Source organism: Sphingosinicella sp., from assembly GCF_052388015.1.
Lineage (GTDB): Bacteria > Pseudomonadota > Alphaproteobacteria > Sphingomonadales > Sphingomonadaceae > Allosphingosinicella.
In genome coordinates, this window is the sequence record NZ_JBQTIN010000080.1 from 1 (window position 1) to 17,438 (window position 17,438).

Sequence of the window (17,438 nt, forward strand, 5' to 3'; positions counted from 1 at the left end):
GTCCGCGCCCAGGGCGCCTCGGCCTGGTGGGTGGTGGCGATCGCGATCAGGCCGACGGCGCCGCGTTCGACCAGCAGCCGGACGCGCTCGTCACGGGCATGGCTCTTGAGCGCGCCGGAAATGTGCGCCGGGCCGCCGCTGATCACGACGGCGACCGCGCCGCGAAGGTCGACGCCGGCGAAATCGTCATGCCCGGCCTCGGGGATGTGGAGGCCGTAGCCGAGGAAGACGAGCCGGCCCTCGATCCGCTCCGGCGGCGGCGCGCCGCGGACGCGGAAATAGATGTCGTCCGGCATGGCGAGCGCGGTCGCGACGCCGCCGGCGACCAGAGCGGCGGAGGAACGGTCGAGGAGGATGCGGCGCTCCTCCAGCGCGACCGGCTGGAACCAGCCTTCCGTGCCCGCAGGTTCCAGGCCGATCGCGGCGAAGCGATCGGCGACATAGCGGGCGGCGCGGTCATAGCCCGGCGAGCCCGCGGCGCGGCCCGCCATCGAGTCGTTCGACAGCGCCTCGATATCTGTCCACCAGGTGACGGCGCGGACTTCGGCCGGCTCCGGCATGGTCGCGCAGCCGGCAACGGGGAACAGGGCGGCGAGTGCCGCCAAACGCTTGAACATCATGGCCTTTCTACCGCCAGCACGCCGAGCTGGCGCAGTACATCGAGATATTCGGCCACCTCTTCGAGCGGCGCGTCGCCGACGGTGGCGGCGAGATCGTCGCGAATCTCGCCGACGCTGCGCCGCCCGTCGACCAGGTTCAGCGCCTCGTAGCCGAAGCTCGGCCCTTCCCCGTCCGGCTGGCGGGCGAGGAGGCGCGGGCGCGTGAGGCCGGCGCGAGCGAGCCGATCGTCGAACCAGCTATAGCCGAACCCGTCCATCGGCCCTTCGCGCAGCACGCGGCGGTAGACGGGGCCGACTGCTGAGCCTCGTGGCGCAGCCGGAGTCGGTGGCTGCGCTAGAAAGGTGCCGATGGAGGCGATGGCGTCCATCATCTGGCGGGTGTCGTGCAGGAGAAGTTGCTCATTCACCAAGTCGTTAGCGCCGCCGGCGATTAAGGCTGCCGAGCGGCGCGCTCGAGCGGCAATTCGAGCCGCAGCAGCGCTGGTTACCTCGTTCGTCATGGCTTCGCGATCGGGTTCGGAGAAATTGGCCAGGAAATATCCCGAAGCCGCCGCGATGAAGATCGCGCGGCGCATCTTTGTCGGATCGAGATTGTCCGGCACGTCGCGCTGGGTGTGGATGTAGCGGTCCGGCCAGTCGGCGATGTAGATCACCGGGATGCGGTAGCTGCCCTCCGCCCAGACCTGATGATCGCTCCCCATGTTGAAGCCGCCGATCTCCGCCTGGAGGGCACGGCGGCTGCCTTGGGGATCGACGAGCGGCATCTGCGTTGCGCCCGTGCTCGCGAAGCGCAGGGACTGGGCGTTGACGTAATCGGCGAAGGCGAAGCCGACATCGGAGACGAAGCTCGGCAGGCTGGGCGGCGAGCCGTGGACCCGGAGGATCGAGCCAGTCCGCTCTGTATCGCCGCCGATCATGTCGAGATGGATCGTCGCCAGCGTCCGTCGGGCGAATTCGGGCCGGGCGTTGAGGAGCGCGATCGTGCCTTCGATCTCGCTCGGCCAGATGAAGCGGATCGTCCGCTCCGGGCGCGGCAGCGCGCCGCTCGCGATCAGCCGCTGGAGTGTGCGCGCAACTTCGAGGATGCCGGCGCAGCCGCTGGCATTGTCGTTGGCGCCCGGCGAGGGATGATCGAGATGGCAGGAATAGACGATCTCGCGGTCGCGGCGGCGGCCGGGGATGATCGCGGTCGGGATCAGATAGGCGCTTGGTGTGCGGCCGGCATCGACCTCGGCGCGCAGCCGTACCGTCTCGCCGCGCCGCAGCCTCTCCTGCCACGCGCGCGCGCGGGCTGGCGAGACCATGAAGGCGAAGGTCGGGTGCTCGCCGAAGGTCTCGAGATGGCCCCAGCGGACCAGGCTCTCATCCTCGCCCCACCAGGCGGTGCGCTGGTTCTGCGCCCAGGAAACGATGCCGGCCGCGCCGAACCGGCCGATGGCGAGCGCGGCGACCGTCTCCGGTTGCGAGGAGGTGAGGACAAGCCGGCCGCGCACGTCGCGATTGGCATAGTCCGCCTCGCCCGTGCCGGCGCCGATATCGACCAGCTCCGCCGCGGCGCGGCCGGAGGTGCTGTCCTGCGCAAGGCTGATCGGCTGCTCGGCCCAGGAAGCGATTCGGGTCGAATCGACCCAGCGCTCGCCGTCCCGGCGCTGCTCCCACAATTCGGCGAAATTGGCGTTCCAGCCGGGCCGCGAACGCTGCGTCCCGTAGAAGATTCGGCCGTCCGCCGGCAGCGAGATGATCTCGACATTCTGCAGGCCATATTCGCGCAGCCGGTCGCGGATCGCCTCACCGGCGGCGCGAATGCCGGTCGAGCCGCGCATCCGGTGGTGCTGCGACAGCGCGCGCACGGTGCGCATCGCCATCGAGCCCGACACCTCCTCGCCGATTGCGCGCGACTGGCCCGGAGGCAGCAAAGGCGCATCCTGCGACGGGCGGACCTGCGCCGACGCGCCGGTAGCGAGGAAAAGGAGCGCAATGACCGGAAGGCGAGTCATAACCTCCCCTCCAGCCCTTGCTGGAGGGGCTGGGGGTGGCTCTTCTTCTCTTCCGACCAACAAGAAGGAGCCACCCCCAACCCCTCCACGAAGTCGTGGAGGGGAGTTCCGCCGGCGCGCTCGACCGCCATCAATATTCGGCCCTGCGCAGCGCCCGCTTCATGTAGAATTCGCTGTAGAAGGCGGAGGCGAAGGCGGCCGCCGGGGTCGCGACGATCGCGCCGATCAGGCCGAAGGCGAGCGCGAAAGCGACGGTGAAGAAGATGATCGCAACCGGATGGATCGCCATCGTCTCGCCACGGATCTTCGGCGCCACGACGCTGCCCAATATCTCGTTGCTGGCGAGGTAGAACATGCCGACCCAGAAGGCCTGCAGCGGGCCGTCGCCCAGCGCGATGATCATCGGCGGCGCGGCCATGATGTAGCCGCCGATCCGCGGGATGAAATCCGAGAAGAAGGCGAGCGCCGCCCAGACCAGGGCGCCGGGCATGCCGAGCCAGGTCAGGAACAGGAAGACCAGCAGCGCCTGGATCGCGCCGACGACGAGGCTCGCCTGCGCCCAGCCGATCACCGCCTTGGTCGCCCGGCGATAGGCGCGCATGCCGGCGGCGCGATAATTGCGCGGCAGGCTGCCGATATAGCCGTGCAGGAGGGGGATCGGATCGAGGACGATATAGACGACCGTCGAGAAGAAGATGATCAGCAAGGCCGCGAAGCCGAGCAGCGACAGGGAAAAGGCGCCCACCCCGGCGAAGATGTTCATCGCGGCGCCGCCCAGGTCCGCGCTCGCGGGATCGAAGCGGGCGAAGCGCTGCAGGTCCGGATAATTGGCGAGCATCCCGTTCACCTCGCCCTGCACCTGCAGGATCAGGCGCGGCAGATTGTTCGCCAGCACGACGATCTGCTGGACCAGGCGGGGGATGACCAAGGCGCAGATCAAAGCGATGACGCCGAAGAAGAGCAGCAACGTCAGCACCGCCGCCCGCTTGCGCGGCACGCCTTTGGCGGCCAGCCAGTCGACCGCGCCGGAGAGCGCGATCGCCACCACGATCGCGAAGAAGAGCAAAAGGATCGCGGCCGCCACCGTGTAGAGGAACCAGAGCACCACCACCGCGGCCGCCGCGGCGAGCACCAGCCCGATCGCGGAGGCCGGCGTGGGGGGCGGCAAGGTCCGGGGCGGCGGCATCGGTCAAGAACCTAGCCAAGCGCGAGGCGCGCGCCAGCCCTTTTTCGGCAGGCGGCGTTGGTCTAGGTGAGGCCGCCATGGCGCTCACCCATCTTGGCCAGCCAAGCTCCGTGCCCGCTTCGCCCGGCGAGGCGGTGCTCGACTATGTGCCGAACCCGCGCGCCGGCGCGCTCTATCTCGTCCGCTTCGCCGCGCCCGAATTCACCACCCTCTGCCCGGTGACCGGCCAGCCGGATTTCGCCCATCTCGTCATCGATTATGCGCCGGCCGAGACGATCGTCGAATCCAAGTCGCTGAAGCTGTTCCTCGCAGCGTTCCGCAACCATGCGGGATTTCATGAGGACGTGACGGTCGGCATCGGCCAGCGGCTGGCCGACGAGATGAAGCCGAAGTGGCTGAGGATCGGCGGCTATTGGTATCCGCGCGGCGGCATCCCGATCGACGTGTTCTGGCAGACCGGCACGCCGCCCGAAGGCTTGTGGCTGCCCGATCAGGGCGTCGCGCCCTATCGCGGCCGGGGCTGACGCTTTGTCCGACACACATGTTGACCCCAATGTTGTCATCCACGGCGCCGGCGCGATCGGCTTGTGGATCGGCGGGTGCTGGCGCCTGTCCGGCCTGCCGGTCTCCTTCATCGGCCGCGCGGGCGTGCAGCGCGAGATCGCCGACAATGGCCTGACCCTGACCGACGGCGTCGGGCGGCGGATCGAGCTGCGCCCCGACGAGGTGGATTTCTCGGTCAATCCCAAGGCGCTGAAGCGCGCCGACATCGTCGTGCTGGCGGTGAAGAGCACCGGCACCGCCGACGCGGCGAAGGAGATCGCCAAGCACGGCCGCAAAAGCGCGACCGTGATCAGCTTCCAGAACGGGGTCAGCAACGTCGAGACGCTGAAGGCCGCGTTGCCCGGCTTCAACGTGCTCGCCGGCATGGTCCCGTTCAACGTCGCCGCGATGGGCAACGGCCGCTGGCACAAAGGCGTGGCTGGCGACCTGTGGGCCGAGGATCACGACGTAACGCGTGCGCTGAAGGAACGGATCGGGGATCGGCCGGGCAAGCTGATCCTGTCCGACGACATGACCGGCGTCGCCTGGGGCAAGCTGCTGATCAACCTCAACAATGCCGTGAACGCTTTGTCGGGCCGGCCGCTGCTCGAACAATTGAGCAACCGCGACTATCGCCGCGTCTTCGCCGCCTCGCAGATCGAGGCGCTGGAGATATTGAAAGCGGCCGGGATCGTTCCGGCCAAGCTCGGCCCCTTTCCGCCCAATCTGCTGCCGCACATCATCGGCGCGCCGGACTGGATCTTCCGCCGGCTGGTGTTGAAGCTGCAGAAGATCGACGCCAAAGCGCGCTCGTCCATGGCGGACGATCTGGCCGCCGGCCGGACGACGGAGATCGACTATCTGAACGGCGAGGTGGTGCGGCTGGCCCACAAGCTCGGCCGGTCGGCGCCGGTCAGCGAGACGATCGTTGCGCTGATCAAGCAGGCCGAGGCGGGCGTGGAGCTGGCCTGGGAGGCGGCGGACCTGCGCCGCTACGTCCTCTACGGCCACAAGGGCGCCAGGGGCTTCGGCTATTAGTCGCGATTGACTTGTACCCGGCACGAACGCACGGGCGTTTCGGGCTCATCAGGATAGGATCGTCATGCGCCCCGCCCTCCTTGTCTCCTCCGCCCTGATTGCCCTCACCCTCACCGCATGTGATCCCGCGCGACGGTCCGCTCCGGCCGCGTCCGCGCCGCCGGTCGCGCAAGTGCCTACCCAATTGCCGCGCAACGTCCGGCCGCTCAGCTATTCGATCAGCGCCCAGCCCGACGCCGCGAACCTGCGCTTTTCCGCCTCGGTTCTGATCGAAGTCGAGGTGCTGGAAGCGACCGACACCGTCACGCTCAACGCGGCGGAGCTCGATATTTCATCGGTGACGCTGAACGGCGAGCGGCGCGGGCGCGTCTCGACCGACGCCAACGCCCAGACGGCGACCTTCCGCTTCGATGCGCCGATAGCGCCCGGCCGCCATCGCCTAGCGATCGCCTATGCCGGCCGGATCAACACCCAGGCGGCCGGCCTGTTCGCGCTCGATTATGCCACCGAGGACGGCAGCCAGCGTCGATCGCTGTTCACCCAGTTCGAGGCGCCGGACGCGCGGCGCTTCTTCCCCGGCTGGGACGAGCCCAATTTCCGCACCCCTTACGACCTCGCGGTCGTCGTGCCGGCCGGCCAGCAGGCGATCAGCAACATGCCGGAGGCAGGCCGCGAGGCGCGACCCGACGGCACCGCGATCGTCCGCTTCCGGACCACCCCGGCCATGTCGTCCTATCTGCTGTTCCTCGCGGTCGGCGAGTTCGACCGGATCACGACCACCGCGGGCGGCACCGAGATCGGCGTCGTCACCCGCCGCGGCGCCGGCGAGCAGGGCCGCTGGGCGCTGGAAAGCTCGGCCCGGATTGTCCCCTGGTACAATCAATATTTCGGCACCCCCTACCCGCTCCCCAAGCTCGACAATGTTGCGGGGCCCGGCTCCAGCCAGTTTTTCGGCGCGATGGAGAATTGGGGCGCGATCTTCTCGTTCGAGAGCATCCTGCTGGTCGATCCGGCGATCACCACCGAGGCGCGGCGGCAAGGGATATTCGAGGTCGCGGCGCATGAAATCGCCCATCAATGGTTCGGCGACCTCGTCACCATGTCCTGGTGGGACGATCTCTGGCTGAACGAGGGCTTCGCCTCCTGGATGGCCACCAAGGCGACCGAGGCGCTGCACCCGGAATGGGAGCCGATCCTCGGCCGGGTCGATGGCCGCGAGGCGGCGATGCGGCTCGATTCGCTCGCCACCACCCATCCGGTGGTGCAGCGCATCCAGACCGTCGAGCAGATGAGCCAGGCGTTCGACGCGATCACCTACCAGAAGGGCGAGGCGGTGATCACGATGCTCGAAGACTATGTCGGCGAGGATGCCTGGCGGCGTGGCGTCCAGCGTTACATCGCCCGGCACCGGCTGGGGAACACGCAGTCCGAGGATCTCTGGCGCGCGATCGAGGAGGCGTCCGGCCGCCCGGTGCGGGCGCTCGCGCACGATTTCACGATGCAGCCCGGCGTGCCGCTGATCCGGGTCGATGGCGGCCAGTGCGTGCGCGGCCAGACCCAGGTTTCGCTCCGTCAGGGGCAATTCAGCCGCGACAACCGCGATGGGCAGCCGCTCGCCTGGCGCGTCCCCGTCATCGCCTCGACCGGCGGGCGTGAGCTGCGCACGATCGTCGAGGGCGGCAACGCGCAGGCGGCGGTGCCCGGCTGCGGGCCGCTGGTCGTCAATTACGGCCAGGCGGGCTATTATCGGACGCTCTACACGCCCGACCTGCTCGCGCGGCTGACCGAGGGCTTCGCGCGGCTCCGGCCGCTCGACCAGATCGGACTGGTGGCCGACAATTGGGCGCTCGGCCTCGCCGGCTATCAATCGCCCGGCGTGGCGCTGGATATGGCCGCGGCGGCGCCGGCGGATTCGAACAGCAAGCTGTGGGAACGGCTGGCGGCGATCTACGCGCAGATCGACGGCATGTATGCCGGCGACGAGGCGAACCGGGCGCGTTTTGCCCGTTATGCGTCGGCGCGGCTGCGGCCGGTGCTGGACCGGCTCGGCTGGAGCCCCCGCCCGAACGAGCGCGCCAACGACGCGGTGCTGCGCGGCGAATTGATCGGCACGCTGGGCGCGCTGCGCGACCCGGCGGTCATCGCCGAGGCCAATCGCCGCTTCGACGCCAACGACCCGTCGGTCATGTCCGGGCCGCTGCGGCAAACGATCCTCGCCGTCGTCGCCCAGAATGCCGACGCCGCGCGCTGGGAGCGCCTCAGGGCGATGGCGCGCGACGAGCGCAACCCGCTGGTGCGGAGCCGGCTCTATCAGCTGGTCGGCGGGCCGGGCGACGAGGCGCTGGCGCGGCGCGCGCTCGAGCTGGCGCTGACCGACGAGCCGGGCGCGACCAATGCGAGCCAGATCATCGGCTCGGTCGCCGGCCAGCATCCCGACCTTGCCTTCGATTTCGCGCTCGCCAATCGCGAGCGGGTCGAGGCTCTGGTCGACGCCTCCTCGCGGTCGCGTTTCCTGCCCGGGCTCGCCTCGGGCTCGTCCGATCCGGCGATGGTCGACAAGCTGGGCGCCTATGCGACGCGCTATCTGACTCCGCAGTCGCGCGGGTCGGCCGACCGGGCGATCTCCGCGATCCGCGATCGGGTCCGGGTGCGGCGCGAGCGGCTGCCGGAGATCACCCACTGGCTGGAGGCGCGACGGAGCTAGACCGCGGCGCGTTTCGTCCGGGCGTAGAGCCACCAAATGATCGCGATGAAGCCGGCGGCGGCGGTGAAGGTCGCGATATGCTCGAAATCCTCGCCGACCACGGCGAGCGGCGCGTCGGTGCCCGATCCCGCGACGATGCCGGCGAAGAGGACGCCGAACAGGCTCTCGCCGACGATCAGGCCGGTGGCGGCGAGGACGCCCATCCGCTTGGAGAATTCGGGGTCGCGCTGCCGTTCCGCCCACTTCTCATAGGCGCGGCCGATCAGCGCGCCGACCGGGATCAGCAGCGTGAGCGCCATCGGCAGATAGATGCCCATGCCGACGGCGAGCGGCGGCAGGTGATATTTCTTCTTCGTCGTCCGCAAAAGGATCTCGTCGATGACGATCACCGCGACGCCGAGCCCCGCGCCAAGGCTGATCAGGCTCCAGTCGATGTTCCCGCCCAGCACCCCCAGCGCGAGCGATGAGATCAAAGCGGCCTGCGGCGCGGCCAGCGCGTTCGGCCCGGCGCCCGGCGCGCCCTGGAAGCCGAAGGCGACGTTGAGCAGATCGAGCACCGGCGCGATGACGATGCTGCCGAAAATAACACCCAGAACGAGCGCCGCCTGCTGCCGCCATGGTGTCGCGCCGACCAGCTGCCCGGTCTTCAGGTCCTGGAGGTTGTCGTTGGAGATGGTGGCGATCGAGAAGACGATCGCGGTGGTGAACAGGGCGAAGGCGGCGAGCGCCTGGGCCCGGCCGGGATCGCCGCCGGTGCCGTAGACCAGCCCGAGCAGCACCGCCGCGCCGAGCACGGCCAGGATACCGACGCCGGAGACCGGGCTGTTCGAGGCGCCGATCAGGCCCGCCATGTAGCCGCAGACGGCCGCGATGATCGCACCGATGATCAGCATGTAGATCAGCATGCCGCCGATCAGCACCGCGGCGTCGGGCGCGAGCACGGTCGGCGCGAGGAACAGCCAGAGCAGGATGGCGATCGGGATCAGCGACAGGACGATCGTGCCGCCCACCACGCCGACCGAGAGGTCGCGCTCGGTCAGCACCAGCACTTCGCCGCTGGCGCGGGCACGCGAGGCGGCGATCTGGCCGCGAATGCCGCCGATGATCGGCTTCAGGATCTTGAGCAGCGTCCACACGGCAGCGACGCCGATCGTCCCGGCGCCGATGAAACGGACCTGGCCGCGGAACACGGTGGTGGCGGTCGCGGCGACATCCGCCCCGACGCCCTGCGCCGCCGTCAGCCAGGGCACCAGCACCGCCCAGGAGGTGAGCATGCCGATCAGCATCGCGATGCCGACGGTGAGACCGACCAAATGGCCGACGCCGATCAGCGCCATCGACAGGCTGACCGAGACGCCGCTCGCCCCGCTGCCGACGCGGAAGAAATGCGCGATATCGACCGCGACGAGCCGCATCGCCGCGAGCAGCGCGAAGGCGGCCGCGGCGAGCGAGCTGAACAATATGGTCGCGAGGCCGCGCGCATTCTCTTCCGCGCCTTCTTCCGACGCTGCGCCGACCTTCAGCACCTCGGCCGCCGCCACGCCTTCCGGATAGGGAAGGTCCGATCCTGTCACCAACGCCCGCCTGAGCGGCACCGAGAACATGACGCCCAAAGTGCCGCCGATCGCGCAGACGGCGAGCGTCGTCCAGTAAGGGAAGCCGTTCCACCAGCCGATCATCACCAGGCCTGGCAGGACGAAAATGATCGCGGCGAGCGTCCCCGCGGCGCTGGCGATCGTCTGGACGATATTGTTCTCGAGGATGTTCGAATTCGAGAAGAAGCGGAGCACCGCCATCGAGATCACCGCGGCCGGGATCGAGGTCGCGAAGGTGATGCCGACGCGCAGGCCGAGATAGACGTTGGCGGCGGTGAACAGGAGGGTGAGGACCGCGCCGAGCAGGACGCCGCGCAGGGTGAATTCGCGCATTGTCGCTGCGGCCGGAGTCATCGGCGCATGAGGCATGCTGGCCATCTGAAAATCTCCCGTCAGCCGGCGTGCCCGTGCGCCCGATCGGGGCGAAGGCTAGACGCGGCGCCGATCGTCGGCAAGCGCCGCTAGCGCCCCCGGAACAGGCCGCCGAGAATGCCGCGCACCAGCTGGCCGGCGACGCGGTTGACCAGACCGCGCTGGACCGAGCGGCCGAGCTGGCGGGTGATGTCCTCGACCATGCCGGGATTGCGGCGCGCCTCGCGCTCCTGCCGCGCCTGCTCGCGCTGGGCGCGGATGCGCTCGCGCTCCGCCTCCTGCTGCGCCTTGGCCGCGTCGGCCTGCGCTTGCGCCTGCGCCGCGGCATTCGCCGCCGCCTGCGCCCGGCCGGTCAGGATTTCCTCGGCGCTCTCGCGATCGATCGCCGTGTCATATTTCGTCCCGATCGCCGAGGTCGAGCGGATGATCGTCCGCTCCTCGGCGGTCAGCGGCCCGACCCGCGAGCGCGGCGGCCGGATCAGCGTCCGCTCGACCGGCGTCGGCGCACCCTTCTCGTCGAGCACCGAGACGAGCGCCTCGCCGGTGCGAAGCTCCGTGATCGCGGTCGCGACGTCGACATTGGGGTTGGTGCGGAACGTGTCGGCGGCGGCGCGGATCGCGCGCTCGTCCTTCGGCGTGTAGGCACGCAGCGCATGCTGGACGCGGTTGCCGAGCTGCCCGGCCACCTCCTCCGGGATATCGATCGGGTTCTGGGTGATGAAGAAGATGCCGACGCCCTTCGAGCGAACGAGCCGGACGACCTGCTCGACCTTCTCGAGGAGGCCCTTGGGCGCATCGTCGAACAGCAAATGCGCCTCGTCGAAGAAGAAAACGAGCTTGGGCTTCGGCAGATCGCCGACCTCGGGCAGCTCCTCGAACAGCTCGGACAGCAGCCACAAAAGGAAGGTGGCGTAGAGCCGCGGGCTCTGCATCAATTTGTCGGCGGCGAGGATGCTGACCGTGCCGCGGCCGTTCTCGTCGACGGTCATGAAATCGGCGATCGCCAGCGCCGGCTCGCCGAAGAACTGGCCGCCGCCCTGGCTTTCGAGCTGGAGCAGCTGGCGCTGGATCGTGCCGACCGTCGCGCGGCTGACATTGCCATATTGGGCGGTGAGTGTCGCCGCCTGCTCGGCGCAATAAACGAGCATCGCCTGAAGGTCGTCGAGATCGAGCAGCAGCAGGCCCTGCTCGTCCGCGAGCCGGAAAGCGATCGACAGCACGCCCTCCTGCGTCTCGTTGAGCCCCATCAGCCGTGCGAGCAGCAGCGGCCCCATTTCCGAGACGGTGGTGCGGATCGGATGGCCCTGCTCGCCATACAGGTCCCAGAACACGACCGGATTGTCGGCATAGGAATAATCGGCGAGGCCGATCTCCTTCGCCCGGTCGACCAGCTTCTGGTGGATCGGCGAGCTGGGCGATCCCGGCATCGCCATACCAGCGAGATCGCCCTTCACGTCGGCCATGAACACCGGCACGCCTGCGGCCGAGAAACCCTCCGCCAGCCCCTGCAGCGTTACCGTCTTGCCGGTGCCGGTGGCGCCGGCGATCAGGCCGTGGCGGTTGCCCTTGTCCAGCCGCAAACGCTGCGGCCCGCCGCCGCCGAGGCCCAGAAAGATGGTGCCCGCTTCGTCCATGCCGCTCCCCCCCGTTCGACGCATTTGAGTTGCTTTACCCGGAGCAACATCGATTGACACGTTCACAGTATCATTTACGATTTTACCATCGCTTGGCCAGTTGAACATTGGAGGAAATGATGTTCACGAAGATGATAGCGCTGGTCGCGTATGCTGGTTTAACATCTATGTCAGCTGCCTCTTTGATTCCCTGCGGCAGCGTAAATTTGCTTTCCGCGATAGCCCCTTCACCGGGAAACAATTCTCCAAGCGCGTGTGGTGGAGGGTGCGTATGGATTCCCGTTATCCAACAGTGTTCATGCTGGGTTCGCTCCGGGCGTAATTAGAGGTTCTGGTCGAGCTCACCGACAACGCCGATGAGCCCGACCCCTTTAACGAGCCGCGAGATCAACACCAATAAACTGCGGCGGTATGTTGCCGCGGCGGATTTGAAGCAGCACGGTGCGCCGGCCGGCGCGGCGGGCGGCCTCGACAGCCGCCGCGACCGCTTCCGGCGTCGCTGTCGGCGCCTGGTTGACCGACAGGATGATGTCGCCGGCGCGCAGGCCCTTCTGCGCCGCGTCGCTGTTCGGATCGGCGGCGGTGATCACGACGCCGCGCACCGTCGCATCGCGGATGCCGAGCTGACCGAGAAGGGCCGGGGTCAGCGTCTGGACCGTCAGGCCGAGGCCCGCACGGGTCGACACCTGCCCGGCAGATTCGCGCTCGTTCTCCGGCTTGTTCGCGTCGTCGGCGCCTGGCCCGGCCGGCGGCTCGATGCCGTTTTGCCGTGCGAGCTCCTCGTCGGTCGGCCGCTGCGCGACCTCGATCTGGACCGTCCGGCGCTGGCCGCCGCGGATGAACTCGACCGGCACGCGCGCGCCGACCCGCTGCTGCGAGAGCAGATAAGCGAGCGTCTGATCCGGAGTCACCGGCTGGCCCGCGACCCCGACGATCACGTCGCCCTGCTGGATGCCGGCGCGCGCCGCCGGACCGCCGGGCGTGACGGCGCGGATCAGGGTGCCCTGGTTGCGCGGGATGCCGAGCGCCGAGGCTACACCCTCGTCGACGTCCTGCATCGACACGCCGATATAGCCGCGCGCGACCGCCTGGCCGCGCTGCAGCGCCTCGACGACGGGCCGCACCTGCTCGGCCGGAATGGCGAAGCCGATGCCGACATTGCCGCCGGTCGGCGAGATCAAAGCCGTATTGATGCCGATCACATTGCCGTTGAGATCGAACATCGGCCCGCCCGAATTGCCCGAATTGATCGAGGCGTCGGTCTGGATGTAGCGATCGTAGACGCCGGCGCCGATATTGCGGTGCAGCGCCGAGACGATGCCGGCGGTCACCGTGCCGCCAAGGCCGAAAGGATTGCCGATCGCGACCACCCAGTCGCCGACCCTGGTGCGCGTCGAATCGCCGAAGCGGACGAAGGGCAGCGCGCCGCGCGGCTGGATGCGGAGCACCGCGATGTCGGACGTCTGGTCGCGGCCGACCACCGTCGCCTCATATTCCGTCCGGTCGGAGAGGGTGACGGTGATCTGCTCGACCACCGCGTCCGGGCGGGCCGGTGCCACGACGTGGTTGTTGGTGACGATATAGCCGTCGGCCGAAATGATGAAGCCGGAGCCGAGCGAGCCGCCGCGCTGCGTCACCGTGCCGCCGCCGTCTCCCTGGTTCGGCGGCTGCTGGCCGAATCGCTGGAAGAACTCCTCGAATCCCGGCGGCAGGCGGCGCTGCTGGATCTGGACGCTCTGACGGGTGGAGATGTTCACCACCGCCGGCTGGAGCCGCTCGGCGAGCCCGGCGAAGCTCATCGGCGCGCCGCCCGGCGGCGCCGCGATCATTGCCGGATCGTTCTGGGCGGTCTGCGCGCCGACCGGATTCAGGGTCAGCGTCGCAGCCGCGCCGCCGATCAGAACCGCGGCCGTAATTCCATAAACGTAACGCACGCTTCTCGTCTCCTTCATCGGCCGCAGCCGGGCCTGTCCGAGCCCCTTGGGTCCGATCTGCTACATCTGTCTCAGGCTAGGCGCGGCGCCTGAACCCTGATTGAATGACGCCTATCGCCCGCCTCCGCGATTGCCCCTGAACTGCCGGAGATAGTCGTTCTCCGGCGACAGGATGATGTTGGTCCGGCCGCGCGGATTCTCCGCCGTCCCGGTCGCGGTGAAGCTCGTCTCGTAGGACTGCATGGCGCGATAGAAATCGTAGAAGACCGGATCCTGGTTGAACGCGCGGGCATAAGTGGCGGTTGCCTCGGCATCCGCTTCGGCGCGCACGATCTGCGCCTGCCGCTGGCCCTGCGCCTGGATCGAGCGCGCTTCCTGGACGCGCGCCGTCCGCATGCGCTCATAAGCCGAGTCGATCGGCGTACCCTCCGGCAGGTCGGCGCGCTTGATCCTGACGTCGACGATCTGGGCGCCATATTGGCGGGCGACGCGGTTGAGCGCGTTCTGGATATTGTCCATCATCTGGCCGCGCTCGGGGCTGAGCAAAGCGGCGAAGGGCCGCCGGCCGAGCTCGTTGCGAAGCGCCGAGCCCAGGATCGGTCGGAGCTGGGCGGTGACGTTCTCCTCGGTCCGCGCAGCCCGGTACATCTGCAGCGGATCGACGATCCGGTAGCGGGCGTAGGCATCGACCTGAAGGCGGAGCTGATCGGTCGAGAGAACCTGCTGGTTCTCCAGATCGATCGACAGGATGCGCTTGTCGATCCAGACGATCTGCTCGAGGAACGGGATCCGGATCGCGAGCCCGGCGCCGCTCTGGCCGAACGTCTCGCCCGGCGTGTAGCGGTTGAGGACGCGCTGCGGCTCGCCGAAGCGGACGATCACCGCCTGCTGCGTCTCCGGCACGATCGCGAAGGTGCTGCCAAGGAGAACGAGGAGCAGGATCGCTCCAATGGCGAGGACGATCGGGTTGCGGGCGCGGCTCATCTCTGTTGCCCCGCTTGCGGCTGCGGCTGGGCCGCGGGCGGATTGCGCCGCAATTCAGGCAGCGGCAGATAGGGCGTCACGCCCGGCGCCTCGACGATCGTCGTATCGACCCGCGACAATATGCGCTCCATGGTCTCGTAATACATGCGGCGCCGGGTCACTTCCGGCGCCAGGCGATATTCGGCCAGCACCTTCTCGAACGCCGCCGCGCTGCCCTGCGCCTGGGCGGTGATCTGCAGCGCATAGGAGCGGGCGTTGTTGAGATCGCTCTGCGCCTGCTGCTGCGCGGCCGAGACCTGCAGGAAGGCCTCGTTGACCGCCGCCGGTGGCACCGACTGGCTGATCGCGACGCCCTGGATGCGAATGCCGGAGCCATAATCGTTCAGGATCTGCTGCATCGCCTGCTCGACATTCTGCTCGATTTCGGCCCGGCCGGCGCCGATCGCCTCATCGAGCGAGACGCGGGACACCACCGCGCGCATCGCACTCTCGGCCACTTCGCGGATCGTGCCCTCCGGCTCGGCGATCTGGAACGCGAACAGGCGCGGCTCAATGATGTTCCAGCGAACCGAATAGGCGAGATCGATCACATTCTGATCGCCCGTCAGGATCAGGTTTTCCGACCCGCTATTGTCGGGGATGGTGATGGTGCGGATGTTCTCGACGTCAATCACCTGCACCCGGCCGATCGGCGAGGGCCAGGAGAAGCCGATGCCGGGCTGCATCGTGCCGCTATAATAGCCAAACGTCGTCACGACGCCGCGCTCCTGCGGACCGATCCGGTGGATGCTGGTGAACAGGATCCAGAGCAAGGCGAAGGCGATCAGGCCGTAAAGCCAGTAAGGCCGGCCGCCGCCGAACGGAAACCGGCCGCCGAAACGGTCCCGGCTCTTCTTGAGGAAGTCGTCGAGCGACGTGACCTCGCCGGTCTTTCCGGGGCGCCGCCGACGCGGCCCCTGGCCCCACGGGTTGCGCGGTCCGCCGCCCGAGCCGCCGTCGCCGCCGCCTTCGTCACCGCCGGAACCCCAGGGCCCGCCGCGATTGTCGCTGAGGACCCAGCCGAAAAACCGTCTCATGCGAGCCTTTATAGGAAGCGTTGCGCGGAAAAACAGTGCCAAGCGCTGCGTCGCGCTCTATCGCCCCGCCATGACCGACGACGCCGATCCGATCAAGGCCGCGCTGGCGGGAATCGAAGACCCGCTCGGCCAGGGCGACCTCGTCGCCGCTGGCCGGGTGACGCTGGCCCGGATCAAAGACGGAGTGGCGACGGTCGTTCTCGATGCGACCGGCTTCTCCGCCGAGCAGCGCGCGCTCGCCGAGCGCCGCATCCGCGCCGCGACGATCGCGATGCCGGGCGTCACCGAGACGCGGGTCGCGATGACGGCGGACAAGCCCGAGCGAGCGATCGTCGCGGTCGGCAGCGGCAAGGGCGGCGTCGGCAAGTCGACCGTGGCCGCCAATCTCGCCGTCGCCCTGGCGCGGATGGGCAAAAAGGTCGGTCTCGTTGACGCCGACATTTACGGCCCGTCGCAACCGAACATCATGGGCCAGCACGGCAAGCCGGAGCTGATCGACGAGAAGATCGTGCCGACGCCCGCGCATGGCGTCCGCATGCTCTCGATGGGGCAGCTGATCGCGCCGGGCACCGCCGTCGCCTGGCGCGGGCCGATGACAGCCTCCGCGCTCACCAGCCTGATGGAAGGCGACTGGGGCGATTGCGAGCTGCTGATCGTCGATCTGCCGCCCGGCACCGGCGACGTCCAGATGACCCTGATCCAGAAATGGAAGCCGGCCGGCGCGGTGATCGTCTCGACCCCGCAGGATCTGTCGCTGATCGACGCGACGCGGGCGATCGACATGTTTCGCAAGATGGGCGTCGAGCCGATCGGCCTCGTCGAGAACATGGCGGGCTATGCCTGCCCCCATTGCGGCGAGAACAGCGATCCGTTCGGCTCCGGCGGCGCGGAAGCGGCGGCCAGGACGATGGGCATTCCGTTCCTTGGCCGCATTCCCTTGCGAATCGCGATCCGCGAGGCCTCCGACGCCGGCCGGCCGCCGGCCGCCGGCGAGGGCGAGGAGGCGGATATCTTTCGCGGCCTCGCCGTTAGGCTGCTCGAGCAATTGAAGGAGGGCGCCCATGCCGCTCACCCGTGACGAGGACATTTACGCGCTGCTCGCCAACACCCGCACGATCGCGATGATCGGCGCCTCGGACCGGTTCGACCGGCCGAGCCATCGGGTCATGGCCTTCCTCCAGAGCCGCGGCTATCGCGTCCTGCCGGTGAACCCGCAGATCACCGGCGAACATGTCCATGGCGAATATGTCTGGCGCGAGCTCAGCCAGATCGGCGAGCCGATTGACCTGGTCGACATCTTCCGCCGCCCGCAGGCCGCCGGCGAAGCGGTCGATGAGGCGATCGCGGCGGGAGCAAAGGCGGTGTGGCTGCAATTGGGCGTGATCGACGAGGAAGCGGCCGCGCTGGCCGAGGCGGCGGGCCTCAAGGTGGTCATGGACCGCTGCCCGGCGATCGAAATTCCCCGGCTCGGCATCCCGCCGGTCGGCGAGCCGCGATGAGCCCCGATCCGGAAGGCGTTCTGGCGCGGCTGCGCGAGGTCTGCCTCGCCTTGCCCGAGGCGGCGGAGCGGCTCTCCCATGGCGAGCCCGGTTTCCACATCGAGAAGGGCAAGTTCTTCGCCTATTTCTCGCACAACCATCACAATGACGGGATCACCGCCGTCCATGTGAAGACCAGCGGCCTCGACGAGCAGGCGATGCTGATCGAGGCCGATCCGGACGTCTATTATCGCCCGCCCTATCTCGGCCCATCCGG

13 protein-coding genes and 1 pseudogene are annotated in these 17,438 nt (G+C 68.6%); 6 read left to right on the plus strand and 8 right to left on the minus strand.

All coding sequences use genetic code 11. The features are described 5' to 3' along the window. The 3 genes and pseudogenes from ACT4N3_RS06720 to ACT4N3_RS06730 form a co-directional block, all read right to left on the minus strand. A pseudogene (locus ACT4N3_RS06720) lies at positions 1-617 on the minus strand (peptidase M28); the annotation flags it as partial. Then, the gene (locus tag ACT4N3_RS06725) at positions 617-2,617 is read right to left on the minus strand and encodes a M28 family peptidase (RefSeq protein WP_444854439.1); all 2,001 of its coding nucleotides are present in this window, start codon (positions 2,615-2,617) and stop codon (positions 617-619) included. The gene ACT4N3_RS06725 and the pseudogene ACT4N3_RS06720, both read right to left, overlap by 1 nt. A 130-nt stretch (positions 2,618-2,747) precedes the next feature. Further along, the gene (locus ACT4N3_RS06730; protein WP_444854440.1) at positions 2,748-3,803 is read right to left on the minus strand and encodes an AI-2E family transporter; all 1,056 of its coding nucleotides are present in this window, start codon (positions 3,801-3,803) and stop codon (positions 2,748-2,750) included. A gap of 77 nt (positions 3,804-3,880) precedes the next feature. On the opposite strand from ACT4N3_RS06730, the gene queF reads away from it, so the two are divergent. The 3 genes from queF (at position 3,881) to ACT4N3_RS06745 (ending at position 8,088) form a co-directional block, all read left to right on the plus strand. Further along, positions 3,881-4,327: a preQ(1) synthase gene (gene queF, locus ACT4N3_RS06735; protein ID WP_444854441.1), complete on the plus strand. Its 447-nt coding sequence runs from the start codon at positions 3,881-3,883 to the stop codon at positions 4,325-4,327. 4 nt (positions 4,328-4,331) lie between these two features. After that, entirely contained in the window at positions 4,332-5,384 is a 1,053-nt protein-coding gene (locus ACT4N3_RS06740) for a 2-dehydropantoate 2-reductase (protein ID WP_444854442.1), read from the plus strand. A 64-nt stretch (positions 5,385-5,448) separates the two neighbouring features. After that, on the plus strand, positions 5,449-8,088 hold the full coding sequence (locus ACT4N3_RS06745; protein ID WP_444854443.1) for a M1 family metallopeptidase: 2,640 nt from the start codon (positions 5,449-5,451) through the stop codon (positions 8,086-8,088). On the opposite strand, the gene ACT4N3_RS06750 is transcribed toward ACT4N3_RS06745, so the two are convergent. The 5 genes from ACT4N3_RS06750 to hflK form a co-directional block, all read right to left on the minus strand. After that, entirely contained in the window at positions 8,085-10,061 is a 1,977-nt protein-coding gene (locus ACT4N3_RS06750) for an OPT family oligopeptide transporter (RefSeq protein ID WP_444854444.1), read from the minus strand. The genes ACT4N3_RS06745 and ACT4N3_RS06750 overlap by 4 nt on opposite strands. 83 nt (positions 10,062-10,144) lie before the next feature. Next, the gene (locus ACT4N3_RS06755) at positions 10,145-11,689 is read right to left on the minus strand and encodes a helicase HerA-like domain-containing protein (RefSeq protein WP_444854445.1); all 1,545 of its coding nucleotides are present in this window, start codon (positions 11,687-11,689) and stop codon (positions 10,145-10,147) included. A gap of 371 nt (positions 11,690-12,060) precedes the next feature. After that, positions 12,061-13,623, minus strand: coding sequence for a Do family serine endopeptidase (locus ACT4N3_RS06760; protein WP_444854446.1), 1,563 nt, complete (start codon positions 13,621-13,623; stop codon positions 12,061-12,063). A 111-nt stretch (positions 13,624-13,734) separates the two neighbouring features. Further along, positions 13,735-14,607: a protease modulator HflC gene (hflC, locus tag ACT4N3_RS06765; protein WP_444854447.1), complete on the minus strand. Its 873-nt coding sequence runs from the start codon at positions 14,605-14,607 to the stop codon at positions 13,735-13,737. Continuing rightward, positions 14,604-15,683 carry a protease modulator HflK gene (hflK, locus tag ACT4N3_RS06770; RefSeq protein WP_444854448.1) on the minus strand — a complete coding sequence of 360 codons (1,080 nt, stop codon included), beginning with the start codon at positions 15,681-15,683 and terminating at the stop codon, positions 14,604-14,606. The genes hflC and hflK overlap by 4 nt, the downstream gene beginning before the upstream one ends. A 70-nt stretch (positions 15,684-15,753) precedes the next feature. Here hflK and ACT4N3_RS06775 point away from each other — a divergent pair, with 70 nt between their 5' ends. From ACT4N3_RS06775 to ACT4N3_RS06785, 3 genes are all read left to right on the plus strand, one after another. Beyond that, positions 15,754-16,761, plus strand: coding sequence for an Mrp/NBP35 family ATP-binding protein (locus ACT4N3_RS06775; RefSeq protein WP_444854449.1), 1,008 nt, complete (start codon positions 15,754-15,756; stop codon positions 16,759-16,761). Then, on the plus strand, positions 16,745-17,182 hold the full coding sequence (locus ACT4N3_RS06780; protein WP_444854450.1) for a CoA-binding protein: 438 nt from the start codon (positions 16,745-16,747) through the stop codon (positions 17,180-17,182). Before ACT4N3_RS06775 ends, ACT4N3_RS06780 begins: the two co-directional genes overlap by 17 nt. Then, on the plus strand, positions 17,179-17,438 hold a 260-nt coding region (locus tag ACT4N3_RS06785), incomplete at its 3' end, for an MmcQ/YjbR family DNA-binding protein (RefSeq protein WP_444854451.1). The genes ACT4N3_RS06780 and ACT4N3_RS06785, both read left to right, overlap by 4 nt.